Origin of the sequence: Algicola sagamiensis DSM 14643 (assembly GCF_000374485.1) — a bacterium.
Classification (GTDB): Bacteria; Pseudomonadota; Gammaproteobacteria; order Enterobacterales; family Alteromonadaceae; genus Algicola; species Algicola sagamiensis.
Map to the genome: position 1 here is coordinate 104,536 of NZ_KB894491.1, position 25,544 is coordinate 130,079.

The following is a 25,544-nucleotide window of genomic DNA, read 5'->3' on the forward strand; positions in this document are numbered from 1 at the left end:
ATCTAACCCTTCCCAACACTTTGGTTGGGAGGCGGATTATAGCGAAATATATGTTTTCAATCTACTCACCCCTTTTCAGGAGTCTGCTTTCATTCGAAAACATCATATCTCCATTTGATAAATCATTGTTTTTTTCCTTGAGTAAATATAAGTCATGCAAAGGGTTTTAAAGTCGAACAAGTTGCACGATGTTTGTTATGACATTCGTGGTCCCGTGTTAAAAGAAGCGAAGCGCCTTGAAGAAGAAGGCCATAAAATTCTGAAGTTAAACATTGGGAACCCCGCCCCATTTGGGTTTGATGCACCGGATGATATCCTAAAGGACGTGATCCATAACCTTCCGACATCCCAAGGCTACTCAGATGCCAAAGGGATTTATTCAGCCCGAGTCGCTGTTATGCAGTACTACCAGCAAAAAGGTATTGCTGAGATTGATGTCGAAGATATTTTCATCGGCAATGGGGTCAGTGAGCTGATCGTGATGGCGATGCAAGGCTTAGTGAATAATTCTGATGAAATCTTAGTCCCAGCGCCCGATTACCCTTTATGGACAGCTGCCGTGAATCTTTCTGGTGGTAAAGCCGTCCATTATATATGTGATGAACAGAGTGACTGGTACCCAGACCTTCATGATATTAAACAAAAAATTACACCACAAACAAAAGCGTTAGTGCTTATCAATCCAAATAACCCAACGGGTGCCGTTTATCCAAAAGAAGTCCTGCTCGAGCTGATTCAAATCGCTCGGGAAAACAATCTGATCATTTTCTCTGATGAAATCTACGATAAAATCCTTTACGACGCGACACAGCACATTACGACTGCCTCTTTAGCCGATGATGTCTTAATGGTTACTTTTGGCGGTTTATCAAAAAATTACCGTATTGCAGGTTTTCGTGCAGGCTGGATGGTGATCTCAGGGGCAAAGTGGATAGCAGAAGATTATCTGAGCGGATTGGAAATGCTTGCTTCCATGCGCCTGTGTGCCAATGTCCCATGCCAACACGCGATACAGGTTGCTCTGGGTGGATATCAAAGCATTGATGAACTCGTTGTCCCTGGCGGACGTCTTTGTGACCAAATGAATTATGCCTATCGACGGATCAACGATATTGATGGATTAAGTTGTACGAGACCAAAGGGCGCCATGTATCTATTCCCTAAAATTGATACAAAAAAGTTTAATATTTCCAATGACGAAGCCTTTATCTTAGACTTCTTAAAGTCAAAGAAAGTCCTTATGGTTCATGGGCGTGCGTTTAATTGGCCAAGCCATGATCATTTTCGTTTGGTCTTCTTACCGCACATGGATGATTTGGAGTACGCAATTAATCAACTGGAGCAGTTTCTCGCCAGTTATAGCCAATAAACAAACATGCCACTCAGGCATATACAAAGAGCGCATCATGGACCAAAGCCACTTTTTTGCTTACTTGTTTCGAATGAAGTTGATCACACGCTGGCCATTGATGAGAAATACAATGCCGGAAAACGTCCAGGAACACTCTCACCAGGTCGCCATCGTTGCCCATTGCCTTGGTGTGATTAATCAGCAAATTTTTGGCGGTATAGCGAGACCAGAAATGCTCGCAACAGCAGCGTTGTTCCATGATGCTTCAGAAGTGATCACAGGGGATTTACCTACCCCTGTGAAATACTTTAATGATGAGATATCTAGTGCTTATAAGCGGATCGAGCAACATGCAGAGCAAACTTTGCTCAATATGCTCCCCGAAGCACTACAAGATACATATTCGTCGCTCCTTTCACCGAATGGACAACTCACAGAGCAGGAACATCGGCTACTCAAAGCCGCCGACAATCTATGTGCTTACATTAAGACGCTAGAAGAAGAAGCAACGGGTAACTCAGAGTTTCAACATGCACAAAAACGGGTCATGGAGAGACTGAAAGACTACTCATCGCAAGAAGTGGACTATTTTCTGGATCACTTTATCCCAAGTTTTCATTTAAGCCTCGATGAGATCTCAGCGATTTGAGATCACATTGATGTCGCGGATATCAAATGTTGTCGAGTCATCTGGATGTTCCAACCAGGCCATAAATGGTTCTATCAGCCGTTCACTTTCTTCAATCACCCGCTTCCAATAGGTTAAACGTGTTTGATTATCCATTTTTTGAAAATCTTTGCGGTCAGGGATTTTTCGAAATGGTAACGACTCAACAAAAGCTGGTGAAGGCACGAGCATCACAACATTGTCAAACTGCGATGTTTGCGGTTTACGCCAGGGCAACATGCGATCAAACCACCCCGGCAGGATCTTAGGGAAGAAATGTGGGTATAGCACCAACTTATCCGATACACGCGCAAATGGCGCATCAAAGTGATAATCAATGATCCCGCCATCGTAATAGGTTTGTCCATGCTGCTGAATGGTTCTCGCCGCCTCTAATAGCAAAGGGATCGCACCACTTGCATACGTCACCTCTCGGATATTCGACTCACTGAGTTCTGCAAATTCCGTCGGGTAATCATCGAGCGTATGAAAAGATGGCCGCGGTCCAGGGCAATGAAATAATACGCGGTCAAATGCGCAAGATAGCCCTTTCCGATGCACAATGTTACTCAGCGCCCCCATTGCCAATCCAAGCAATTGTAACCCTCGTTTATCTGAGCGCATTGGGCCTTTTGCTTTTGCCAGAATCATATTCGTTCGAATAAGCGGATGATTGAGGATCACTTGCCTTTCTTCATCTGGGATCACATAAGAAAGCATCTGCTTACTGTATTCTGTCACTTCTTGCGTCGTTGGGTGTTCACTGTAAACTTGTTCAGAGTATACCTCAGCTAGTCTGTCCACCGCTGCAACCGGGTCACTTTGGGCAAAACAAGAAACTCGCCAAGCACCTGAAGAAGAACCGATCGTCTGAATAGGCTGTGTTCTTTGACTAAGAAATTCGGGAAAAATGACACGATCTAAACCGGATAATACAAACCATTTGGGGCCACCTGATGCGCCTAGGAAAGCACCAACATCGTCCGGCGAGATCCCAGATGTGGCTAATTGTGCTTTTGCTTTCTTGCCTAAATAGATCGTCAAGCTTTTCATTTTTATCTCAATCCACGACATTCCAAATTTTTTTGCGGATTATAATCAGAAAAAAACGATTGGAAAACCAGCTTTTTTATGACGAAAAAAACCTCAGGATGAAGCTTCTGCCTCAGCTGCAATACTGGATTCTAGTTCCCTTGGGATCTCAAGAGTAAAGGTTGTTCCTTCACCTTGCTTGGTTTTATAGTCAATTTGCCCTTTCAGCACCTGTGTTGTCAGGTTATAGCAAATATACAAACCCAGCCCGATCCCTCCCTGCATGCGATTTGTGGTATGGAACGCTTCAAACAAGCTTCCTTCTTCATCTTCTGGTATGCCATGGCCATTGTCACTGACCGTAATGCGGATATGATTGCTGATTGCTGATAGCCCAATCGTGAGACGTTTTTCTTCTCCCGTCCGAGTCATTTGTGTGTCTTTATCAAAAGCATGGGCGATCACATTTTCCAGTAAGTGGCTGAGCACGCGATTGAGGGGCTCTCGAAATGTGATGACTGAGAGTTCATCAGGAAGCTCCAATTGAATGCGAATATACTTATTGCGGCAGGTATTTTGGTAAGTGCCAACCAAGTCTCTAATATTTGCCGTGATATCGAACTCACCGAGGTCCTCTCCACTATCATCTGTTGATAGCTCTTTGAAGGTTCTAACGAGTTCTGAGGCACGATTAATATTTGCCAAAGAGATGTCCGTATACTCTGTCACAGTTTTGACAATTCGTTCCATTTCTGACTTTTTAACGGATTTACTCGCCAGCACTTCCTGAAGTTGCGCAACAAGCGTTTGAACGCCTGAAATCGACGTTAAACAGTTTCCTAAAGGCGTATTCATTTCATGGGCAAGGCCCGCAACTAATTTACCAACGGCTGCCATTTTTTCATTCATGACAAGCTTGTTCTGCATCCCTTTCATCTCATCAATCGTATTCGAAAGCCTGTCCAAAGTCATTTGTAAGTTCTTTTGCGAGACCGTCAGCTGTTCTGATTTATCCTCAACTTGTCGTTGCAGAGATTCGTTGATTTGATTGATCTGGTTCCGGATCTGAATCGACTCTGAGATATCCAAAAAAGCCATGAGAACATTATTTTCTTCCTGGCCACGGACTTCACGACTCACCGCCATCACGGTAAAGAATGTTGAAGAACCATCTTCATTTTCAATCCGAATATCCTTGGTAAACCGAGAGACCCCACCCGACTTCAGATCCTCAATAGACTGCTTCAAATCCACACGTTCATTCATGTCCATTTTACTAAACCATCCGTGTGCGATTTGCTTCAAAGGATCCAGTTCATTTCCTTGCACTTGAAGAATAAAATGGCTGTTCATGAATGGGTCTTCATTCATTCCCTTAAACTCTAACAAACCTAACTCTGCTGCTTGCAAAGCGACATTCAGTCGAGCTTCACTTTCCAACAGTCGAGTTTCTGCTTCCAGCCTTTTTTGCATATCTTCTGAGAGTCGTACTCTTAACTCATCTAACGATTTTACAACGGTTGATAACTCATCTTTCGTACTATCATTTCGTTTTAAACTGAATCGGCCTGACAAGTTTTCCGGTCCCAATACTTCTGCATATTTTGAGAGATCAACAAGATGACGGGTGATCAATTGGTGGACCATAAATAGGATGAATAAAGACACAATCACCGTTTTCAAGAATTGCGTACCAAGAATATAAAAGCCTTTACTTTTTAATTGGTCATAAATTTTTTCGTAGTTCAGCGCAACATGAACTTCGCCCAGCTTGTATTGGATCCCATCACGAGTTTTGGTCAACGGAAATGTTTCAACCTGAAATGCCTTTCCATCGGGGATTTTTCCTTGTTTATATTCTGCTTCTTCCGAAATTAACGTCACATACTCAACAGCAGGAAAGTTTAAAATGCCTTTTAAAATACTATCAATTTGAGACGTGTCATAACTCCAGATCCCAAGCGACAGACTATCGGAATAACTCGCCTTTATCTGATCTAAGCCAGATTCAACTTCAGCAATATCACGACGATAATCTGCAAAAAGAACCACCGCAGTCATAATAAGCGTGATCAGAGAGCTGAACAAAAGTATGGCTTTTAATAATCTGGTTCCAAGAACACTGTTCGCTGGGTTCCAGTTCATAGGCGTACCGAAATAGAATACATTGATTCAAACTTATTGCTTAATAATGGCCTAAGAATCATCACCACTCCATTTTTGTTCGTAAATAATTTTGTCGAAGCCTCCATTTGTTTTCATTTAACGTTATACCTACAATCAATGTTGCCGCAGTGGAAACAACTTCAGGAAACACAAATATGCGCTCGATAAAAATGATTCACCGTTTCACGATTCTATTGACGCTCACCTTGAGTTTATTCTGGCTACAGCCTGCATTCGCAGAGACCACCTGGGGTGTCGGAGGAAAGCTCGGTACACTTGGTATCGGTTTGGAAGGTACCGCATCGATCAACAAATATTTTAAAGTGCGCCTGAATTACAATACTTTTGGGTTTGATACCGACCAAAAAGAAAGTGATATTGATTACGAATTTGATCTGGATTGGGATAATTTTGGCGTGATTGCCAACTATCATCCATTTGAAGGAATGTTCTTCATCGCTGCTGGAATTTATAACAATGGCAACGAGATTTCCGCCAAGGCAAAATTGGCTTCGGAATATAAGATTGGTGATAAAACATATACCAACACAGAAGTGACCTCGCTCAGAGGCAGCATGGACTTTGACAGTACAGCGCCTTACATTGGACTCGGATGGAGCAAAACCCCGGAAACCATTGGCTTTGCATTTAACTTTGAACTTGGCGTTTTATTCTCTGGAGAACCCCGAGTAAAATTTACTGCGACTGGCACTTCTGTGGATACAGATGAGTTCAAATCTGATTTGAAAAAAGAAGAACAGAATGTCCAAAATGATCTCAATGAGTTTGACCTCTACCCTGTACTCACCATTGGCATCGGTTATTATTTTTAATCACAACTTGTTGTTCAAATTTATTTCAGGTGAACCAAGTGAACTCTTGTGAAGCCTGAAAGCGATTTCTCAATGAGCCGATCGCTGAAAGTGTCGCGAGATCCTTTTCATGTTTCTTTTATTAACCTGAATAAAGAGGATTTACACCAAATAATCAGTGCTTAACAAAGAAAAGTGGGGTATTCCTGTGAAATACCAGAATTTTCTGGTTTGCGAAAGATTATCTATACTATTGAAACCCGTGGTTTTATTGTTTGAGTTCTCTTGAAATACCTGTTGCTATTGACTGTATGGATAGCATTCGCATCCCATGGAAAAACACCCGATGCACTTGTCATCGCTCTGAACGATTGGTCCAGCCAGCGTGTATTATCCCGTGTCACTGGCAAACTACTCCAAAGAATGGACATTCCAGTCGAGTTTCAAGATATCAAAACCAAAGATCAATGGGGCGGGCTGAAAAGCGGTTTTGTTCATTTGCAAATTGAGATTTGGCAATCTTCTACCTTAAGCTCGTGGAGTCCGCTGGTTAATTCTGGGCACGTGCTCGATCTAGGAGAACACCAAGCGAAGACACGAGAAGAATGGTGGTATCCAGAGCATGTAGAAGCGATGTGCCCTGGGCTGCCTGACTGGCAAGCCTTAAAACACTGTTCTGCCATCTTTAAAACATCAGTATCCGGTGACAAAGGCGTGTATGTCACCGGTCCATGGCTATACAAAGATGCCGATCGGATACGAGCACTCGGACTCAATTTTACCATTGAACGCCTCAAGGATGATAAGGCAATGTGGAAACGGCTCGATACAGCCGTCAAACAAAAAAAACCTATTTTACTACTCAACTGGACACCGAATTGGATCCAAGCACGCTACCCAGGAAAGTTCGTAGAGTTTCCAGAATTTCATCCAAAATGTGAAACGGACCCACAGTGGGGCGTCAATAAAAAACAACTTTATGATTGCGGTAATCCGAAAAATGGCTGGCTCAAAAAGGCATCCTGGCCATACGTGAAAAAGCTTTGGCCTTGTGCTTATCGTTTTGTACTCAGGATGGAGTTCACAAATGCCATGATTTCAGAAGCAGCAGCATTTGTTGATGGGGACGGCATGAGTGAAGAGCAAGCGGTGTCTCAATGGCTCAAGAAGTTTCCTGAGTCGCAAGCCTGGCTGCCGAAAGACTGTTTGGTTGATTATCAATGATTTTGCTATACACGACCTAAATACGCTTCACATATTTCATAAAGTAATTTCATCTCAATTGGCTTTCCTAAATGCGAATGAAAGCCCACCTCTTTATAATGGCGAATATCTTCTACCATCACATTCGCGGTTAATGCCACCACGGGTATGCCTGGCCAACGCTTTTGGATATGCCGCATCGCTTCACATCCATCCATCACCGGCATTTGAATATCTAGAAAAATCAAATCTGGCTTGTAAGCTTCAATAAATTCCAATGCTTGCTTTCCATGACTTGCAATTCTCACTGTCGCATTCGTTGCTGACATCATCGCATCAAAAACCATCTGGTTAACTTCATTATCTTCAGCCAAAACGATCACTTTCCCTTCTAAATTTGGCGGTTCAAGTAGCGTTCCCCCACCTCTTTTCTCAATGGGCTGCACATCTACTGATTCTAAAGGTAAGTTGACATCCATTTGCGTTCCTTGCCCTGGACAACTGAAAACTGAAATATTTCCCCCCATCATCTCGACTAGATTTTTTGTGATCGCCATTCCGAGTCCCGTGCCTCCATATTTTCTGGTTGTGGATGAATCAGCCTGCTCAAACCTTGAAAACAACCTTTTCAGATGTTCTTCGCTCATACCAATCCCTGTATCTTCTACACTAAAACTGAGCTGAACTCCTTCACCAATCACCATTCGGCTCTTTACATAAATTGTCACTTGGCCTTCATGGGTAAACTTCACAGCATTGGAGACCAAGTTGAGGAGAACCTGCTTGATCCGCACCGGGTCACCGATCCAGCCTTCTTCGTACAATTCATCCTGAATATAACGCAGCTCGATTTCCTTACTTTCAACGATTGAAGCCATATCAGACATGACTTGCTGAACGAGTTCATCAAATCGAAACTGCACGCTTTCGATCGAAAGCATTCCTGCCTCAATCTTCGAATAATCCAAAATGTCATTCACAATTGTCAGCAGTGATCGTGCAGAAAACAGTGTTTTAGAAATGATGAGCTTTTTTTCCGGTGAAATGATGGTCTGCTGCAAAATCTGAAGGGTTCCGAGTACGCCATTCATCGGTGTCCGGAGTTCATGACTCATATTGGCAAGAAAAGATGACTTTGCCTCATTCGCTTGCTCTGCCAATTTCTTAGCTTCTTTTAGCTCATCATTCATCGTTTCAACCAAGCTCAAATTATTGCTTAGTGCAGCATTTGCAAGCGTTAATGCCTCAGTTTTCTCTGTAACAACGCGCTTTAACCGGCGATTGAACCAAACCTGAGAAGCTGTAAAAACAAAAGCAGCCAATGCCACTGTCACAAGTACATAGAATAATCGACGATCAACCTTAAACAACGCCTGTTCGTAGTCGGATAACAAGAGACCACTGAGGACTTTATTTTCTTCTATCAGCCCAAGCTCTTTGTAGGTATCTGCAATTCGGTAGAATCGCATTGGATAAATTGTCCCAAGTTTCACTTGACCGTATTTGATAATTTGTTTCGTACTATTGGCCTCGGCGAGTAATTGTGATTTGGTCAGCGTCTGCTCGGGATTATATTTATCGAGTATGAGTGTCGCTATCTCTTCAGGGTGATTCAGCGCATACTGCCAGCCTAAATGAACGGCATTGACAAATCGTTGGATCCGCTCGACATCCGATTGAACATCATCTTGATGCGCAAATAAAAGATCACCATAAAAATCTATTCCATAACTGGTTGGATCGATGATATTGACTTCAATATTCTTGTACTGGTATAGGTTTGGCTGGTCAGTCAGATACGCAGACATTACATCTGCGGTTTCTTTTTCCAACGCCCAGTTATCAAAGTTATGCGGAATAAACTCATAGTTCTCTTCTTTCAAATGAAACATTTGCAGCATCGCCATTAAAGAAGCATCATCAATGGAGCGTTGAAACATCAGCCGCTTCCCAGCCAAATCATAAGGGCTTTTAATACCTTTCTCTTTTAGACTCATAAATACGAGTGGGCTGGTTTGAAAAATTGTGCTGATAACGACAACGGGATCGCCCTTTAATCGTTGCAAGACAATACTTGAGTCGGCAACACCAAAGTGTGCTCTCCCACTGATGACTTCTTCAACAGGCGTCGATTGAATATTACGCTGTTGGATCGTGACATCAAAACCAGCTTTTTGAAAGAAGCCTTTTTCTTTCGCTGCATAATACCCAGCAAATTGAAACTGGTGCATCCATTTTAGATGTAAAACCACAGGCTCCGCGCTAAATACATGTGCACAGAAAAAAAGTAAAACTGACCATAATAATTGAGGTATAGATCTCGACATTCAGACAAATTGATAAAGCAAAGGGCAAACATTTTTATCATAGCAGAAAGTATCATGGAGCTTGCTTATCGAATCGCGATTGATCTTTCTTGTTTTCATTTTCACATCGATAAATCTCACTTGTCGCTTTTATTAAAAATGATAAGGCTATACTCATGAGACACATTCACTGAATAAAATATGTATGAAGCTCACTTTCTTGGCTCTTTGGCTTGCAGCTTTTAGTGCAAAAAGTACACCTGACGCTTTCGTCATTGCTCTCAATGATTGGTCTAGCCAACGTGTTCTCTCAAAAGTAACCGGAAAATTGATTCAACAAATGGACATCCCTGTCAGGTATCAAGATATACTCACTTCAGACCAATGGGGAGGATTAAAAAGTGGTGTTGTCCATTTTCAAGTCGAAGTATGGCAATCCTTTGCTCTCAGCTCTTTTCAAACCTTGGTTGAAGCAGGGCATATTTTGGATCTTGGTGATCATGCAGCGAAAACAAGAGAAGAATGGTGGTATCCAAAATATGTTGAAAAAGTCTGTCCAGGACTCCCTGATTGGCAAGCACTCAAAAAATGCGCTGCCCTTTTTCGTACGCCAACGTCAGGGAATAAAGGTGTATTTTTGACTGGGAATTGGTTATATAATCATCCTGACCGTATCCGAGCCCTCCAGCTTAACTTTACCATCGAGCGGGTAAAAAGCGATCAAGTCCTCTGGAAACGACTTTCAAGCGCCCAAGAAGCCCAAAAGCCAATCGTACTCTTAAACTGGACGCCCAATTGGACCCAAACACGGCTCTCGGGCAATTTTATCGAGTTCCCAACTTATCATCCAGACTGTAAAAGTAAGCCGAGTTGGGGTGTCAATCCAAAACATATTCATGATTGCGGCTCCCCTAAAAATGGCTGGTTAAAAAAAGCGGCATGGCCTGAAATTAAAACACTCTGGCCCTGCGCTTATGACTTACTCAAAAACATGTCGATGAACAGTGAAATGATCTCTGAAGCAGCAGCACTAGTTGATACGGATGGCATGTCTGAAGAGCAAGCTGCATCCACATGGTTGAAAAAGTTTCCATCCGCACAACACTGGATCCCAAAGCAATGTCGTGTTGGCGTTTAAGCGAGAAAGTCATGACCAAAATTATTGTCAAAGAAGCGATGTTCGCCATTGAACGCTTCGATATAAAAGGCTGCATTTCCTGAGACAGGAAACTGATAATGCCATGTTGTTGTCTTTGCCTCATCGTGGCTATCCATCTGCTGTGCATCAATAAATGCTTTCGTTTTCCAATCATCATGGGAATAATGGATACGAACCTTATCTGCATGAATATCTGCGCTTACATGGCAGCAGCCGATGATTGACTCACCCACTGTCGGTAACAGCATGCGATGGAAAAAATAGTTATAAACAGGCAGTGCAGCAAGTAAAACGCCATCGCTTTGTTTCAATTGATAACGCTGTCCATGGTTATCATCCACAAATTCCTGCCCTGAGACCCGGTAACGAATTTCAAATCGAAACGGTTCTGATACAGGTAAATTGCCAGTAGCCCATATTTCTCTTCCTTCATCAGCCATTCTGCTAAACGTTGCTGGATATTCTCGCCAGATCCCATCCTCATCTTCACAAAGCACATTGACTGTTTTTGAAAAAGCAAGATTTTCAACAAGGATTGTGACTTGTTTTTCTTTTGCAAATTGTTGTTTCTGTCGCCCTTCGAAATTGTAAGCTGCTAACAACTCAACTTCATTTGTCGCCTTGAGCGCACCCTGACGAATCAAACGGCGATATTCGCCGGGTGTACATCCATGCCACTCCTTGAAAGCTTTATAGAAGCTACTTTGTTCCTTAAATCCAAGAGCAAGTGCCACTTCATGAGCACTGATTTGTTGATTCGCCAGTAATCGAAGCGCCATAAAGTGGCGCGCTTGATTGAGTAAGCTTCGAAAGCTTGTATGGTAGAATTGCAAAGTGCGCTGAAGTGAGCGAGGACTTACATTCATAGCCATTGCTGTATCATTCAACGTGGGCACTTGGGGCAACTTTCGGATCATTTCTTTTTTCAGTAACTCGACAGGATGACGACTTCCTTCCAACTCTTTCACCAAGTGCGTTCCATAGGATTTGATAATCGAACTGATATTCGGCAGCACATATTGATACGTACAATCCAACACACGAACATCGACGATAATACGATCTTCATTTTTCCCCCAACTCCGTTTGACCTGATCGGCGGAGATCCAGTGCGCTTTGTGTTGATGCTCGATTCGGTTTGCCGTAAATTCCTGCGAATGAAAGCCTTTTTGGCGATGGTACAACCACAACAGGAGGTGCTCAATGATTTCGCCATCAATGCCAGGCGCCTGAAGTGTGATACTGAATTCATTGCTCGACTCATGCAATTGGACTTTCACATGAAACATCATCAGAGCGATATGACGTGCCCATCGACCAATCCCTCGACGGAAGGTCGGCGCTGAAATTAAGAGATAATCCAAAAGACGAAGTCCTTGGATAACATGATAATCACCACCACCTTGTAGTGGAAATCGATTATCCTGGATCAGGGTATGGATAGATTCAAGGTGTTGGATACAAGCTGACTCAAGCGGGTATTTCATTCTGATAGTACTTCTTCGAATCAATTGGTCTGAAATCAAAAAAGAGTTTACATGGCCTATCGTTTGATTGAAATAAAAAGTCGATCTGATTGAAATAGCAGTCATTGGCGAGCGTTTGGATCCATGATAACTTACGTCACATTAAAGCAATGATCATCGTGAAAACCTGCACCACTGAATTTTCACAAAAACTCTCGTATAACCCAGTGTTTTAAAAGAAGTAATTAAAAAAATTAAACATTTGGTGTGTCAACCTAATTGCGTAAACCAACATGATAAATGTCGCCTTTCGACAATGAATGACATGCCAAGCACGATTAAACTGCCAGGGAATCATATAGAGCCTGTTGATCTTTCATCATTTTGAGGGTTTACGAAAAAGTAAACAGGCTCTTAGGTGGCAACCTCTTGACGCTTTCGCACACTCGGCTTTTTCAATTTTTTAATCCGGAATAGGTATGCGAAATCTCAGGATTGATGTCCCTGCATATTTATGATGAGGATACAACAAGCGATGATGTTCCAAGCGATCACACCGACAATTCGCAGAATTTGTTCAACAGCAGCAGCCTTATGTATTTTGAATGGCTGTAGCCAGGTAGAGAAACCGCCCGTCACGAAGCAAGCGTGGCCGGACGATATCATTTATTTTGTGCTGGTTGATCGTTTTGCTGATGGTGATTCAGGGAATAATGAAAAGGTCGACATCCAAAAAAAGGGCCACTTTCACGGTGGTGATCTCCAAGGAGTCATCGACAACTTTGATGAGATTGCGTCACTAGGAGTCACCACTATCTGGCTCAATCCTTTAGTGAAAAATATCCCAGGGCCAGTCACAGGTGCTGGATTCGAAGATTACGCTTATCATGGATACTGGGCTGAGGATTTCAGTAAAATTGATGAACGCTTTGGTCACGCCGATGAGCTGAAAGAACTGGTTGATTTAGCACACCGGCATGGTATCAAGGTACTTTTGGACGTTGTCTATAATCACCCAGGTTATGCGTCTTCATACGCCATGAGGCCTGACCAAAGACACTGGGTCAGACTCGCCAACCATTGTGGTGAAGATGCCATCACAAAGTGTTTAAGCGGCCTACCGGATTTTCGTACCGAAATACCCCACGTCGCGGACTACCTCATTGAACAACAATTGAAGCATGCAAAGGCTGCTGGCGTTGATGGATTCCGACTCGATACAGTCAAGCATGTTGACCATGCGTTTTGGCAAGCTCACCGGAAAGCCACCCGAAATACAATGGGCAATGACTTTTTTCTACTCGGTGAAGTCTGGGGCGGCAATTATCGTAACCTGGACCCTTGGTTTCGATCCGATGAAATGGATGCTGGCTTTGATTTCTCTTTTCAAGGCAATACCCTCTCATGGGTTGAAGGCCGTGGCCGAACTGTCGCCTACAGCCGATACCTCAAAAAGCGCCACAGAGTCCGTTCCGGATATCATTTATCTCAATACCTATCGAGCCATGATGTCACAGGCGGACTTGTTCAACTGAAGGACGATAAAGAGAAGTTTCGTCTTGCCGCAGGTCTTCAACTATCAACCGTTGGTATTCCGATGATTTTCTATGGCGAAGAAGTCGGTAGAAAGATAGGTGAATGGCCATACAATCGCACAAATATGCCTTGGGGGGAAAAGGATATCCTTCCCGGTAAAGGCGTACATCGCGATGAGTCCATGCGCCAATACTATCAACAACTCATTCAGACAAGAAAGTCTCATAAGGCGCTGTCTCGCGGCCGCTATCAGGAAGTTTATAGCCAAGGTGATCTCCTTATTTTCGCCAGAACCTGGCAAAAAGAGACCGTTTGGGTGGTTGCAAATCGCGGCCAAGCCATTTCTGTCACGCTTCCAGCACCAGCAACCTGGCAAGCACAAGCAATGGATGCCGTGACCCAAACACAGATTCAATTTCAAGAAAATCAGCTCACGCTTTCGATCCCAGCGCTTGGCTTTCAGATCATTACGCCAGCGAAAGCAGTTTCTGGATAATTATTATGAAAAGTATTGAATTTAAGAACGTCAGTAAACGATACGAAGACGTCTCCGTCATTGAAGATTTAAATATGACCATTGAACAAGGTGAGTTCGTTGTTCTTGTCGGCCCTTCAGGGTGTGGTAAATCAACCACACTAAGAATGATCGCAGGCCTGGAAAGTATCACGGACGGTGATCTTATGATTGGCGATGTTCGTGCAAACGATCTTGCCCCAAAAGACCGTGATCTCGCAATGGTCTTCCAAAGTTATGCGCTCTACCCACACATGACTGTGCGTGAAAATATCGGGTTTGGTCTTAAAATCAGAAAAATGCCACAGGCAGAGATCGACAAAAAAGTTGAAGAAGTTGCTGAACCGCTGGGCCTCTCTCAATTATTAGAAAGAAAGCCCAAAGCACTTTCTGGTGGACAGAGACAACGTGTTGCACTGGGCAGAGCGATTGTTCGCAATCCGAGTGTGTTCCTTTTCGATGAACCATTGTCTAACTTGGATGCAGAGTTGCGCGTGCAGATGCGTGCCGAAATCAGCAAGCTCCACCGTCAGCTTAAAACCACTTCGATCTATGTCACCCATGATCAAATTGAAGCAATGACCATGGGGGATAAAATCGCAGTGCTCAACAAAGGGCATATCATGCAGTTCGGCTCGCCTATGGAACTGTACAATTTCCCAAAAAATACGTTTGTTGCAGGCTTTATCGGCACTCCACCGATGAATTTAATGAAAGTCAAAGTCTCCGATCATGGAAAAACCCTGACACACGCATCCTTTCAGATCAAAACACCATCACGGTGGCGAGAAGCAACAGAAAAGTTTGATGGTGGTGAAGTGATCCTGGGGATCCGTCCAGAAAAAATCGGTTTACTCCATGAACATGATGATTGGGATGTCCCTGCCCATATCTTTGGCAAACTAGAGATGGTCGAAACCCTTGGTCACGAAGCAATTGTCCATTTAATTTGTGACGGAAACAAGCCCGGCTCTGGCGATAAAATCCTCGCCAAAATCAAACCTAAAAACAGTCCAACGATGGGGCTTCTCGGCGAACACTACGAAGTTACATTCGATACCCGAGCCATCCATTTATTCGACCCGAATACGGAGCACCGTCTTCCAGAATCTCGTTTTGATTCTCAAACATCCCAAGAACAAGAAAGCCCGACCGCAAAACAAAATTATGTCCTCAGTCTTGAAAGCCAAGGCAATTAATTTAAGGAGATACATCATGTTGCAAAAATCATTCAAAAAAACAACCCTTGCTTTGAGTCTCTCAATGATGGCCTTCAGCGCTGTTTTGCAAGCAGCAGACGATCAACTGATACTTTGGCATTCCTATCGCGGTGCTGAAAAATCGTCCCTTGAGAAAGTCGTCCAACAATATAACCAAGATATGGCTGGTAAAGGGGTCAAAATTAAACCCCTTGCTGTCCCACATGATGCTTATGCAGATAAAATTACAGCCGCAGTGCCCCGTGGCAAAGGGCCGGATGTGTTTATTTTTTCCCAAGATCGTTTAGGCGGCTGGATTGAGTCTGGGATCATTCAATCCATCGACTTTTTTATAGAAGATGAAACACTCGAAAATGTGGATGAAAAGTTAGTCAGCGCCCTCACCTATCAAGATACAATTTATGGTATTCCACTCAACTTTAAAAGTACGGCGCTGATTTACAACAAAAAACTGATAAAAACACCCCCGAAAACAGATAAAGAGTTAATCACACTTGCCAAAAAGCATACGAACAAAGCCGCTGGGCAATTTGGTTTAGCATATAAGTACAATAAGTTTTACTTTCATGTCCCTATCATGAATGCTTTTGGCGGTCGTGTATTTGACGAGAAGTCCAACCCTGTCCTTAACAGCAAAGAAAACAAAGCATCCCTGTCTTACATGATGGATTGGTACGAAAATGGACAATTTTTACCGGAAGAACCTTCTGATGCATTGATTACTTCCCTGTTCAACAAAAGCAAAGCTGCGATGGTCATTTCTGGCCCTTGGTTCTTGGGTGAAGTGAAAGATGATATTGATGTGGGCATTGCCCCACTCCCAACCATTACAAAAACAGGGAAACCAATGGAACCTTGGTTATCGGTTGAAGGCGCTTATATTTCTACAAAGTCCAAGTATCAGGAAAAAGCCTTTAATTTTATCCAATATCTCACCACAAAAGATGTCGGGCTGACCATGGCGCTTGAAGGCGGGCAGCTCCCAGCAAATCGAACCGTCTATGAAGATATACGTGTACTGAACAACCCAATATTAAAAGGGTTTTACGACCAAATGAAAACAGCAACACCAATGCCAAACCGTGCTGAGATGACAATCGTCTGGTCTCATACACCGACCGCCTTAAACAAAATCGTGAAAAAAACAACAACGATTGACAAAGCAATGGATCAGGCACAGCAGTTTGCCCTGAAAGATATTCAAGTGTTAAGGAAGTCTCAGTAATGCTTCGTCAACCGCTCAGCAAGCAGGCCCTTTTCGGGCTTGCTGTTGCTTTGCTCGTGTCACTCTTCTTCAGCCAGTGGATTGCATCTGAGTACCGACAGCAGCAGTTTGCCAAACAACAGATACAGCAGTGGTCCATTCAAGGTCAAGTCCTTGGACCAATGATCAGCCAGCATATCCAGGAAAAGAAAAACCTTCAGCCGTTACTCGTAAAATGGCTCGAAACACATGTAGGTATTCAATCCATTACCGTTGCCGGGATAAAAAAGATGCCCGGGTATCGCTCCAAACGGATTGTTGCTCATACGGATATCATGCAAAAAAGCGGTGAATTCCAGCCGAAACGCTATAGCAAAGACACCCGATATTTATATGATTTAGCCAAATCCGTGGCTAGACATGTCAGCACAAACCGTACAGAAAATACCTTTCGGAAAGCACATATCGTTTCAAATTGGGAAGAGAAGACACTGCAACTGGCTTTTCCACTGTATCTAAAAAATAAAGTCAGTGCAGCTTTAGTCCTGAAAATAGAACGGCCAAAACCACCCAAATCTGATATTCAATTTTTGGCTTATGTCGGAACAGGTCTCGGGCTGCTTGCTATCGCATTGCTTTTTATCCCTCAAAAACGTCGCTATACAGTGATTGCAGCCAGCAGCTTTTTTATTCTTGTCGTGGGACTTTACAGCATTTCCACCTTTCATCGTTTCGAACAGCAAGCAATCGATAGTGCATCACATATGTTATCTCTGGCCCAACACGAAACGAAGGACCGAGCAATTGCTGCGGAATCCTTATTGGTTGATATTTATGAACGGCCACTTGGGTGGATCACACCGGAGCTGACGTTAAATCAACATGCGATTCAGGACTATTTGGCAAGGCCCATGACACAGCTCAGAAATTTCTTTGTCCTCATTGGAGGCCTGTCATTATTATTCCTTGTTTTTATCGCCAGTGGCGCTGCGAGCCGAACTATCGCAACACTCAAAGAACATAGACAAGCCTATAGCTACGCAATGCCAGCCATCATTGGTATGACTATTTTGGTATTTTTTCCATTTGCATATGGGATCATGCTGTCTTTCACAGATACCAACCTGTTTAACGAAAGCCTACCACTCAGCGAACGTTGGATCGGTTTTGGTAATTATGTCAGCATCCTCGGGGATTTTAATGTGGTCGCAGCGGATGGTGAAGCGTGGTCGGTGAATTATCAGAACTTTTATTGGACGCTATTGTTCACAATTTTCTGGACAGTCACTAATGTCTTTTTCAGTGTATTGATTGGCCTGATACTGGCACTCGCACTCAATACAGAAGGATTAAAAGGCAAAGCCATTTATCGTGTGTTGCTGATTTTGCCTTGGGCAATCCCAAATTACATCACCGCCCTGATTTGGAAAGGCATGTTCCACCAGCAATTTGGAGTTGTGAATCAACTGATCCAACTTTTTGGAGGGAACGCAGTCGCTTGGTTCGATAATGTAGGTTCCTCATTTATGACAGTGCTCATGACGAATGTCTGGCTTGGCTTCCCATTTATGATGGTGGTGCTACTCGGTGGTCTTCAGTCAATTTCTTCTGATATGTATGAAGCGGCAAGAATCGACGGCGCGAATCGCTGGCAACAGTTTCGTTATATTACCCTGCCCTCACTCAAACCAACGATTATTCCTGCCGTCATATTATCTGTCGTATGGACATTCAACATGTTTAACGTCATTTATTTGGTGAACCAAGGCGAACCTGCTGGCAGTAACGAAATCCTGCTGACACAAGCCTATAAAATTGGATTTGAAAAATATCAGTACGCTTATGCCGCAGCCTATTCTGTTGTGATCTTTGCCATCTTGTTTATCTACGGCATTTTCCAAAACAAAGTCAGTAAAGCAACGGAGGCTAACGCATGAGGTTACCGAAGCACTTTGGTCTACATGTTGGCCTAACCAGCTTTTGTCTTCTGACCATTTATCCAATTCTCTGGGTCTTCTCCATTGCGTTTTCTGGAGAACAGAATATTAGTTTTGCGAATATTCCGGCTGACCCAACTGCTTGGGACCGCTTACGTGCGATTCTTCCCTGGCCAGAGCAAATCAGTATCCAGAACTTCGTCGACCTGTTTACCCAACAGCCATTTTTTGACTGGTTGCTCAACAGTGTGATTGTCGCCGCCATGACAACCATCCTCGGTGTTTTTCTGGCGTGTACTTCCGCTTATGCATTCTCCCGCTTTCGCTTTCCAGGGAGAAGAACAGGGATGATGATGTTTTTGGTCTCGCAGATGTTCCCTGGGACTCTCATGTTGATCCCACTGTATATCATCGTGACAAAGTGGCTTGGGCTGGGGAATAGTTATTTTGGTTTGATTTTAGTGTATGCCACTACAGCGATTCCGTTTTGTGTCTGGATGATGAAGGGCTATTTCGACACGATCCCCAAGGAAATAGAAGAGTCAGCGATTATGGATGGTGCATCTTCTGCAACGATTTTCTGGAAGATCGTCCTGCCACTGGCACGCCCGGCACTTGCAATTACCGCCCTATTTTCCTTTATGACGAGCTGGAATGAATTCATTCTGGCATCCCTGTTTATGGAAGATGAGGCCATGTATACCGCGCCTGTTGGCTTAAAGTTCTTCGTAGGCGGATTTTCTTCCCAATGGGGTTATTTTGCGGCGGGTGCAATTATCGTGTCTCTTCCAGTCGTTCTGTTATTCCTCTATCTGCAAAAGTATCTGATCTCTGGGCTGACCGCAGGTAGCGTCAAAGGGTAACTGTATCGAAAGCGAAATGAATTGAAGGATTAATGTGTAAAAGGATAAATGAGAGAGAGTATGACAATGAAAACAATGACAAAAACTTTGGTTGCTCTTTTGAGCATCAGCGCTTATACAGCACAAGCAGAAACATTGACCTTGAAAGATCCTGCTGGAGATGACAACGGTCACGGTGCGGTTATCTACCCAACGGCAGCAATTTATAAACCAGGCGCTTTCGACTTGCGAGAATTCAAACTGAAAACATCCGGAGGTAAAGGGACGTTTGAAGTAAAAATGAATAGCAAACTAGAAGATGTATGGGCTATGGGAAGCGGTTTTTCAACACAAATGGTCTTTGTCTTTATTGATACTGACAACAAACCTGGCAGTGGTTTTACGCAAGGCTTGCCTGGGTTGAATATCAACTTTGATCCCAAACATGCTTGGGATAAGGTCGTTATTTTATCCCCTCAGAAGAAATCACGGGTCACCAGTGAAGCAAAAATTAAAGCTGAAAAGTTCAAAGATGCGATCATTGTGCCCAACAAAACCAAAGGAAAAGGCAAAAAAATCTCAGCGAAAGTCGACTTAAAAGATATCGCAGCTTCCTCCCCGAAAAGCTGGCACTATCAAGTCGTCGTTCAATCCAACGAAGGGTTCCCTGCAAAAACTGACCTTTTAACCCGCCGTATCAACGAATATGAAGGGCAACACCGTTTTGGCGGTGGTCATGATATGGATTGCGATCCACATGTCATTGATATGCTCGCAGGTCAGGCAAAAGGGGATAAGTCAGAAGCCGCGGCCCAGCATAAACAGCTCACCTACCAATGCTCGGAAGAAGGTCAATCACTGAAAATGGCGCAAGTTGAGATGATCAAAGCCCTCTAATTTCCAACAAACAATAAAAACGAAATTTGTCCCCGTAACAACTTGATCTTCAAGATTGTTTCGGGGGAAGTATGGACGGAATAAAGATGTTTCAAAAAACAACAATTGCGGTCCTGATTGGATCCACACTGACATTCCCAGCTCTCGCCCAACAACAAAAAGGCATCGAATGGTTCGGCAGTGTTTATGCAAAATTCTTAGATGGTGATCGCCGCCTCCAAAATGGTCTTTACAACAACTTAGAAAACGGTAGTGGGGATCAAGGTCAGGGTATTGAATTCGAACTCATGTTTCGCTCTCAAGTCTCCAAACAAGTCGAAATGGGCGGACGCCTGAAAGGACGTTTCAGTAAAAATTACTGGAGTAACTATGGTGGATTTGGTGATGACGAAAACGATCCGGTGTCTGCACAATATCTTAAAGTTCGTGGTGTTTGGGTTCGTTTAACACCTGGATATGACTGGCTGGATTCCGCAACGATTGGTTCGAATGATTGGGGAATGTTCGATCCATTCACCGTTGGTAAAATTCGTTATATCGACCGAGATAACGCCTCCGGTATTCACTTGCAAGGCTCCGCGCTCCATAAAACACTGCGGTGGGACTTCGCTCGAGTTTCTCTACCAAAGTTGTGGGCTGGCCCTGGTTTTAACACTGGAGAGTATCATGCACAAGACGCAGCCTGGGTTGGTCAGATCCGATGGCAGGCTATGAATTCTCTCCACTTTACAACCATCATTGATTATGTGGACGATCATGAGATTGATAAAAATGATCATGATGTTCGAGATGGTCAAGCGGATCTGATGCGTTATAACAACTTCGTGTCAGGTATAAAATCCAGTTATTATGGAATTGACAATGCTTCCATTTCTGCTGCATTTTATCATTCTCAGTTGGATGTGAACGAAAACTTGCTGTTTGGAAATTGTGACACGATTCAGCCCTGCGCTCGATGGTCTCCTATTCTATCGAAAGACTCGTCGGATAATGCTTGGAAGGTCAATATCGATTTAGACGAAGTATTTGTTGAAGACTTTTCAATCTCTTTTGAACTATTTGATATTGGTAGTGACTATCAGTCCATCATGGCTGCGCGTCGTGAGCAAGATGTACTTGCAACGGAAGGTTTTGATGGCACATGGCAATGGTCACGACCTAACTTTAATACAAACGTTGCAAATGGTGCACAAAACGCTGGTGTCGGCTACGGAGGCTGGGATGGTGAAACGCATCAAGTCGTTGCTATCAATGCCGACAATGATTTTACCGACTTTGATGAAACTGCTGCGTATTCTGTCCTTGGCTGGCGTGGACTCACGATTCTTCCAAAATATGAAATCGCAGAATGGGAGCTTGCAGCAGAGTTCACTTATATTGATTACAGTACGAACTGGCAAGCATGTGGTGAAAAAAGTAAAGCAAATTGTGCTTATCCTGTTTTAGATAACAACCATAATTGGGGCGTCGGTGGAGATACCCGTTCACCTTACGGTGCTTATCAAGATCGCGATACACAAATCTATGTATTGAAGGCGAGCCATACTTTTGATATTGGTGAAGGTATCGACTTTAAAGCAAAATATAAACATATCAACGATCAGGACAAACGCGTCACAGCTCAGAAGTACCTACATGATGCTTATCATGGTCAGGTAGCTCATACGAATGGCGATGATCGGGAAGCTTCATATGATACCTACACTGTTTCAGCTGGATACCAACTCCACGAGGATCTCCACACTCGAATTTTTATTGAGCACTATCGATTAGATTTAAAAGATGGAACAGTCAATGCAAAACCTGCAACAGCTGAAGAGTGGGACACGCAGCCAGATGCAGGTTGGCTCGAATACGCGACAGGGCAACATCAAAAGACCAAGTTGGGTGTTGAGATGAACTACTTCCTTTCAGGCGCTGAACTAGGCTTAAATGCACAATGGATTGAAGGAACCTATGACCCTGAATTCTACACAGTAGATGCGCAAGGTCATGTCACCCAAATGCACCCAACGGGTGACTCAGTCCAGACAGCATTAGGCGCGATTTCAACTGACGAAGTCGATTTTAGCCACTATCGAATGAAAGCATTCGTCAAAGTGAAATTTTAATTGCGTTTAGCACACGAAACAAAGGCTGGTTGATCCAGCCTTTGTTTTCATGGATGATAACTTTTCACATGTTGTATAGGTGAAACTATGATCAAAAACAAACTCCTATTCCTCGCGCTTGCAACCGCTTTTTCGCTCCAAGCCAAAGATCATGTTTTTTCAGACCCTAGGTTTGATGATAAAGGCAGTGGACAACTCATTTATCCGCATAATGATGCCTACCCAGCAGGCTCTTTGGATATAACCAACCTAAAGATTTCAGAGAAAAAGAACCAGTATAAATTTACGCTGACACTCCGAGAAGCGCCGACTCATCCAAGCTTGTTTTTATCCGATGTGGGTGGCGATCCGATGAATATCTTCGCTAAGCACGGCTTTTTTACCTTCAACCTAGACTTGTATATTGATCTCGATGCCAATCCAGAGCATGGGTTTCGTATGGCGCTGCCAGGACGAAAAGTGAATATTGCACCTGAGTTTGCCTGGGAGCGAGTGATTGTCCTCACACCACGTCCAAAGTTAGCACGCAAAGAATTCAAGTCATTTAACCTCCAGCAAATCAATGAGCGTTTTCATCAAGAAAATGGCAAATACCTCGGACAACTCCTCACAGAAGCACAAGAAGAAGTCTCCGAGGCTGTAGACAAGCTCTATTATTTTCCACATAAAATTCAGGTCAGTGGAAAAAAAGTTCATTTTTACATTCCAAAACAGTTTATCGGCCCACTGCTTGATGATATTGGGATCACCGCGGTCCTCACAGCAGCAGATATTGATACGGGGTTGAATGACGATCGTATGTATGCCATGGGTGTCAAGCAAAGCGCTGGACGGAATGAAGTTGGCGTCGGTCATCATGGTGATCCAACACAGTCCCCTGTCATCGATGTGCTCGGTCAATCACAAAGTGCACAACAAACAATGCTCAATCAATTTGATCATAAGCGCTTTGCAACGATTGGCGGTATTCGTCTGAATGGCGAAACGTATCAACCAAAACCAGCAGCAAAAGCCACGAAAGAAAAACATCAAAAAACAATTGCAGAGGTCGAGGTCCTCATTCAAGAAACCTTTCGTCCAGCCAGTACAGCAAATCATCAAACACAGGCCGAAGAGAAAGCGCCCAATCAGCAGAAGAAAACGACTTCAAAAGCAACGCTTTCAATTGCTGAGCGATTAAAACAGTTAAAATCATTGAAAGATCAAGCGTTAATTAGTCACGACGAGTACACCAATTTACGGCAACGCATTTTAAACGAACTATAAAAAGCCAGCCTATGCAGGGGAAAATTCGCGTAGGCTACAATTATATTGATACACCCGATAAATGTTGTGTCAGAAGAGAGTATTGTATGTTCTTCTTTCTATTTATCAGTATTCTGATCACAGGCGCAATGCTTTGGTTTGCCAGCCTGTTGACAGATGTCAAAATTGATTTTAAGCAGACTTCGATTGCTGCTGGTGCTTCCAGCTTGACCAGCGCTGTCCCCGTCTTTGGCTGGCCGCTCTCATTTATTGTATTATTCTATCTACTACGTTATTTCAGCAAAGCTGATATTTGGCCAGATATCATACTTGTCGTGCTCACCAGTAAAATCCTCACCATTCTTTTTGGCATGATCATGATCCAAATCTTTTATTGATTGAATTTTTCAAGCATACATCCCCTACCCTCTGATATCCTGAACAGGCCTTCTTTCATTTATCTGTTACACTGTTAGTGATTAAACAGCATGAATGATTTTTTGCGTGAATATTTTATTTTCTTTCCTATTGTTACTAAGCACGACACAGACGCAAACCGTATCACTGGTCTATGTAGACTATCCACCTTATTACTCTGAAAGCCAGCCCGAACAAGGGCCATTGAGTGAGCTGGTTACCAAAGCATTTCTTCATGCGGGTTACCGTGTCAACAACCGGCTTGTTCCGTGGGCTAGGGCTTATCGAGATGTTAAAAATGGGCATGTCGATGGCCTATATACGATTTGGTATCGCGCTGAGCGAGAAGCATGGCTTTATTATTCCGATCCACTCCCTCCCAATGAAATTACACTATTAAAGAATAATTCACTCGTCACAATGGAAAAAGTAGACGTTCAAAGCCTCACGAAATATAAGATTGGTCTTGTCAAGGGATACACATTTCCACCGAAACTGAATTCCATAAAAGTCAACATATTGGATGTCAAATCGGATAAGCATGGCTTAATTATGCTGGGTGAAAAGCGCATTGATTTATTTCTTACCGATAAGCAATTGGCTCTCTACCTTCTGAGCAATGAATTAAAGCAATACCAATCAGATATTTCTCCGTTATCTCCACCCATGGAAGTCGTCCATCAATACCTTGTGATCTCCAAAAAAACAAAAAATGCAAAGCAAAAATTCAAAGCTTTTAATCAAGGGCTCAAGGCACTCAAGAATTCTGGCGAATATGATAAAATCCTCAAAAAGCATCACTTATTTTACTAACGAACATCTCAAACCATCATTTTCGTGATTATACGACCGCATGTAAATGTCCGACCTGATTCAACTGCTGAATTTTACAATTGACGCCATCATCATGAATACAACTCACACTGGAAGGCGTTGCGAGTACAAATGGTTTGTCCGCACTGATTTCTTGCCCAATGACAGTACTCAATACAAAGTTCATGGCATAACCGTGGGTGATGAAGATTAAATCATTTTTTGTATGTTCAAGCACATAAGAAACATATTTCTCAATACGAAGTTGGCAGGATTGAATTTGCTCTTGTGTTGGAAAAACATCGTTTTTCTGAATTTCACATCTGGGTTTCCCGTCCAAACGGCCAAAAGATATTTCTCGAAGTTCTGATGTTAAATGGTAATGCGCACGCGTATGTTGGTAAATAATCTGTGCACTCTGACAACAACGCAATAAATCTGAAGAATGCATTTCTGCTCGTGTCTCATCCACAAGCGTCGCCAAATATTCACCCGTTTGGTGCGCCTGGGTTTCACCTAGTTTTGTGAGAGGAAAGTCAGTCCAACCACCGATGAGTCCCTTCACATGGTGTTCAGCTTCCCCATGGGTCACAATGTAAATGTGTCTCATCGGCAAGATTTAATCCCTGTTTTGTCATTGTTTTAT

20 protein-coding genes are annotated in these 25,544 nt (G+C 43.2%); 15 read left to right on the top strand and 5 right to left on the bottom strand.

What is annotated here, in order from left to right:
* Window positions 1-154 precede the first annotated feature (154 nt).
* Together C505_RS0100440 and yfbR are read left to right on the top strand one after the other, a co-directional pair.
* On the top strand, window positions 155-1,369 hold the full coding sequence (locus tag C505_RS0100440; protein WP_018690622.1) for a pyridoxal phosphate-dependent aminotransferase: 1,215 nt from the start codon (window positions 155-157) through the stop codon (window positions 1,367-1,369).
* A 37-nt stretch (window positions 1,370-1,406) separates the two neighbouring features.
* A complete protein-coding gene (yfbR, locus tag C505_RS0100445) occupies window positions 1,407-2,000 on the top strand; it encodes a 5'-deoxynucleotidase (RefSeq protein WP_018690623.1) in 594 nt (197 codons plus the stop codon).
* Here the strand turns inward: yfbR and C505_RS0100450 are convergent.
* Entirely contained in the window at window positions 1,989-3,071 is a 1,083-nt protein-coding gene (locus C505_RS0100450; protein ID WP_018690624.1) for a patatin-like phospholipase domain-containing protein, read from the bottom strand. The two genes, yfbR and C505_RS0100450, sit on opposite strands and share 12 nt — an antisense overlap.
* Before the next feature lie 93 nt (window positions 3,072-3,164).
* Window positions 3,165-5,195, bottom strand: coding sequence for a PAS domain-containing sensor histidine kinase (locus C505_RS0100455; protein WP_018690625.1), 2,031 nt, complete (start codon window positions 5,193-5,195; stop codon window positions 3,165-3,167).
* A gap of 176 nt (window positions 5,196-5,371) precedes the next feature.
* On the opposite strand from C505_RS0100455, the gene C505_RS0100460 reads away from it, so the two are divergent.
* Both C505_RS0100460 and C505_RS0100465 read left to right on the top strand, forming a co-directional pair.
* Window positions 5,372-6,049, top strand: a complete 678-nt coding sequence (locus tag C505_RS0100460; RefSeq protein WP_018690626.1) for a hypothetical protein — start codon at window positions 5,372-5,374, stop codon at window positions 6,047-6,049.
* 264 nt (window positions 6,050-6,313) lie between these two features.
* Window positions 6,314-7,252 (top strand): ABC transporter substrate-binding protein, encoded by a 939-nt coding sequence (locus C505_RS0100465; RefSeq protein WP_245556319.1) that lies wholly within the window; start codon window positions 6,314-6,316, stop codon window positions 7,250-7,252.
* Window positions 7,253-7,257: 5 nt separating this feature from the next.
* Here the strand turns inward: C505_RS0100465 and C505_RS23305 are convergent, their stop codons facing one another.
* Complete coding sequence (locus tag C505_RS23305; RefSeq protein ID WP_018690628.1) at window positions 7,258-9,462, bottom strand: ABC transporter substrate-binding protein; 2,205 nt, start codon at window positions 9,460-9,462, stop codon at window positions 7,258-7,260.
* A 280-nt stretch (window positions 9,463-9,742) separates the two neighbouring features.
* Between C505_RS23305 and C505_RS20965 the strand changes: the two genes are divergently transcribed.
* Entirely contained in the window at window positions 9,743-10,675 is a 933-nt protein-coding gene (locus tag C505_RS20965; RefSeq protein ID WP_018690629.1) for an ABC transporter substrate-binding protein, read from the top strand.
* On the opposite strand, the gene C505_RS23310 is transcribed toward C505_RS20965, so the two are convergent.
* Entirely contained in the window at window positions 10,672-12,183 is a 1,512-nt protein-coding gene (locus C505_RS23310; RefSeq protein ID WP_018690630.1) for a helix-turn-helix domain-containing protein, read from the bottom strand. The two genes, C505_RS20965 and C505_RS23310, sit on opposite strands and share 4 nt — an antisense overlap.
* 514 nt (window positions 12,184-12,697) lie before the next feature.
* On the opposite strand from C505_RS23310, the gene C505_RS0100485 reads away from it, so the two are divergent.
* From C505_RS0100485 to C505_RS0100530, 10 genes are all read left to right on the top strand, one after another.
* Entirely contained in the window at window positions 12,698-14,194 is a 1,497-nt protein-coding gene (locus tag C505_RS0100485) for an alpha-amylase family glycosyl hydrolase (RefSeq protein WP_018690631.1), read from the top strand.
* A 5-nt stretch (window positions 14,195-14,199) separates the two neighbouring features.
* On the top strand, window positions 14,200-15,411 hold the full coding sequence (locus tag C505_RS0100490; protein ID WP_018690632.1) for an ABC transporter ATP-binding protein: 1,212 nt from the start codon (window positions 14,200-14,202) through the stop codon (window positions 15,409-15,411).
* 16 nt (window positions 15,412-15,427) lie between these two features.
* A complete protein-coding gene (locus tag C505_RS0100495; protein WP_018690633.1) occupies window positions 15,428-16,657 on the top strand; it encodes an extracellular solute-binding protein in 1,230 nt (409 codons plus the stop codon).
* On the top strand, window positions 16,657-18,573 hold the full coding sequence (locus tag C505_RS23315; RefSeq protein WP_018690634.1) for a carbohydrate ABC transporter permease: 1,917 nt from the start codon (window positions 16,657-16,659) through the stop codon (window positions 18,571-18,573). The genes C505_RS0100495 and C505_RS23315 overlap by 1 nt, the downstream gene beginning before the upstream one ends.
* On the top strand, window positions 18,570-19,436 hold the full coding sequence (locus tag C505_RS0100505; RefSeq protein WP_018690635.1) for a sugar ABC transporter permease: 867 nt from the start codon (window positions 18,570-18,572) through the stop codon (window positions 19,434-19,436). Before C505_RS23315 ends, C505_RS0100505 begins: the two co-directional genes overlap by 4 nt.
* Window positions 19,437-19,496: 60 nt before the next feature.
* Window positions 19,497-20,312, top strand: coding sequence for a glucodextranase DOMON-like domain-containing protein (locus C505_RS0100510; protein WP_018690636.1), 816 nt, complete (start codon window positions 19,497-19,499; stop codon window positions 20,310-20,312).
* A gap of 86 nt (window positions 20,313-20,398) precedes the next feature.
* Window positions 20,399-22,423, top strand: a complete 2,025-nt coding sequence (locus C505_RS0100515; protein ID WP_018690637.1) for a hypothetical protein — start codon at window positions 20,399-20,401, stop codon at window positions 22,421-22,423.
* Window positions 22,424-22,510: 87 nt separating this feature from the next.
* Window positions 22,511-23,689, top strand: a complete 1,179-nt coding sequence (locus C505_RS0100520; protein ID WP_018690638.1) for a glucodextranase DOMON-like domain-containing protein — start codon at window positions 22,511-22,513, stop codon at window positions 23,687-23,689.
* Between the two features lie 86 nt (window positions 23,690-23,775).
* Window positions 23,776-24,066 (top strand): hypothetical protein, encoded by a 291-nt coding sequence (locus tag C505_RS0100525; RefSeq protein ID WP_018690639.1) that lies wholly within the window; start codon window positions 23,776-23,778, stop codon window positions 24,064-24,066.
* 106 nt (window positions 24,067-24,172) lie between these two features.
* Window positions 24,173-24,898, top strand: coding sequence for a substrate-binding periplasmic protein (locus C505_RS0100530; protein WP_169336979.1), 726 nt, complete (start codon window positions 24,173-24,175; stop codon window positions 24,896-24,898).
* Window positions 24,899-24,926: 28 nt separating this feature from the next.
* Here the strand turns inward: C505_RS0100530 and C505_RS23320 are convergent, their stop codons facing one another.
* Window positions 24,927-25,508, bottom strand: coding sequence for a histidine phosphatase family protein (locus C505_RS23320; protein WP_051090566.1), 582 nt, complete (start codon window positions 25,506-25,508; stop codon window positions 24,927-24,929).
* Window positions 25,509-25,544: the final 36 nt, after the last annotated feature.

What these genes read in the sequence shown, in the direction of transcription:
- C505_RS0100440 (WP_018690622.1), top strand. Translation starts at nt 155, where the DNA reads ATGCAAAGGGTTTTAAAGTCGAACAAGTTGCACGATGTTTGTTATGAC.
- yfbR (WP_018690623.1), top strand. Translation starts at nt 1,407, where the DNA reads ATGGACCAAAGCCACTTTTTTGCTTACTTGTTTCGAATGAAGTTGATC.
- C505_RS0100450 (WP_018690624.1), bottom strand. Translation starts at nt 3,071, where the DNA reads ATGAAAAGCTTGACGATCTATTTAGGCAAGAAAGCAAAAGCACAATTA.
- C505_RS0100455 (WP_018690625.1), bottom strand. Translation starts at nt 5,195, where the DNA reads ATGAACTGGAACCCAGCGAACAGTGTTCTTGGAACCAGATTATTAAAA.
- C505_RS0100460 (WP_018690626.1), top strand. Translation starts at nt 5,372, where the DNA reads ATGCGCTCGATAAAAATGATTCACCGTTTCACGATTCTATTGACGCTC.
- C505_RS23305 (WP_018690628.1), bottom strand. Translation starts at nt 9,462, where the DNA reads ATGCACCAGTTTCAATTTGCTGGGTATTATGCAGCGAAAGAAAAAGGC.
- C505_RS20965 (WP_018690629.1), top strand. Translation starts at nt 9,743, where the DNA reads ATGAAGCTCACTTTCTTGGCTCTTTGGCTTGCAGCTTTTAGTGCAAAA.
- C505_RS23310 (WP_018690630.1), bottom strand. Translation starts at nt 12,183, where the DNA reads ATGAAATACCCGCTTGAGTCAGCTTGTATCCAACACCTTGAATCTATC.
- C505_RS0100485 (WP_018690631.1), top strand. Translation starts at nt 12,698, where the DNA reads ATGATGTTCCAAGCGATCACACCGACAATTCGCAGAATTTGTTCAACA.
- C505_RS0100490 (WP_018690632.1), top strand. Translation starts at nt 14,200, where the DNA reads ATGAAAAGTATTGAATTTAAGAACGTCAGTAAACGATACGAAGACGTC.
- C505_RS0100495 (WP_018690633.1), top strand. Translation starts at nt 15,428, where the DNA reads ATGTTGCAAAAATCATTCAAAAAAACAACCCTTGCTTTGAGTCTCTCA.
- C505_RS23315 (WP_018690634.1), top strand. Translation starts at nt 16,657, where the DNA reads ATGCTTCGTCAACCGCTCAGCAAGCAGGCCCTTTTCGGGCTTGCTGTT.
- C505_RS0100505 (WP_018690635.1), top strand. Translation starts at nt 18,570, where the DNA reads ATGAGGTTACCGAAGCACTTTGGTCTACATGTTGGCCTAACCAGCTTT.
- C505_RS0100510 (WP_018690636.1), top strand. Translation starts at nt 19,497, where the DNA reads ATGACAATGAAAACAATGACAAAAACTTTGGTTGCTCTTTTGAGCATC.
- C505_RS0100515 (WP_018690637.1), top strand. Translation starts at nt 20,399, where the DNA reads ATGTTTCAAAAAACAACAATTGCGGTCCTGATTGGATCCACACTGACA.
- C505_RS0100520 (WP_018690638.1), top strand. Translation starts at nt 22,511, where the DNA reads ATGATCAAAAACAAACTCCTATTCCTCGCGCTTGCAACCGCTTTTTCG.
- C505_RS0100525 (WP_018690639.1), top strand. Translation starts at nt 23,776, where the DNA reads ATGTTCTTCTTTCTATTTATCAGTATTCTGATCACAGGCGCAATGCTT.
- C505_RS23320 (WP_051090566.1), bottom strand. Translation starts at nt 25,508, where the DNA reads ATGAGACACATTTACATTGTGACCCATGGGGAAGCTGAACACCATGTG.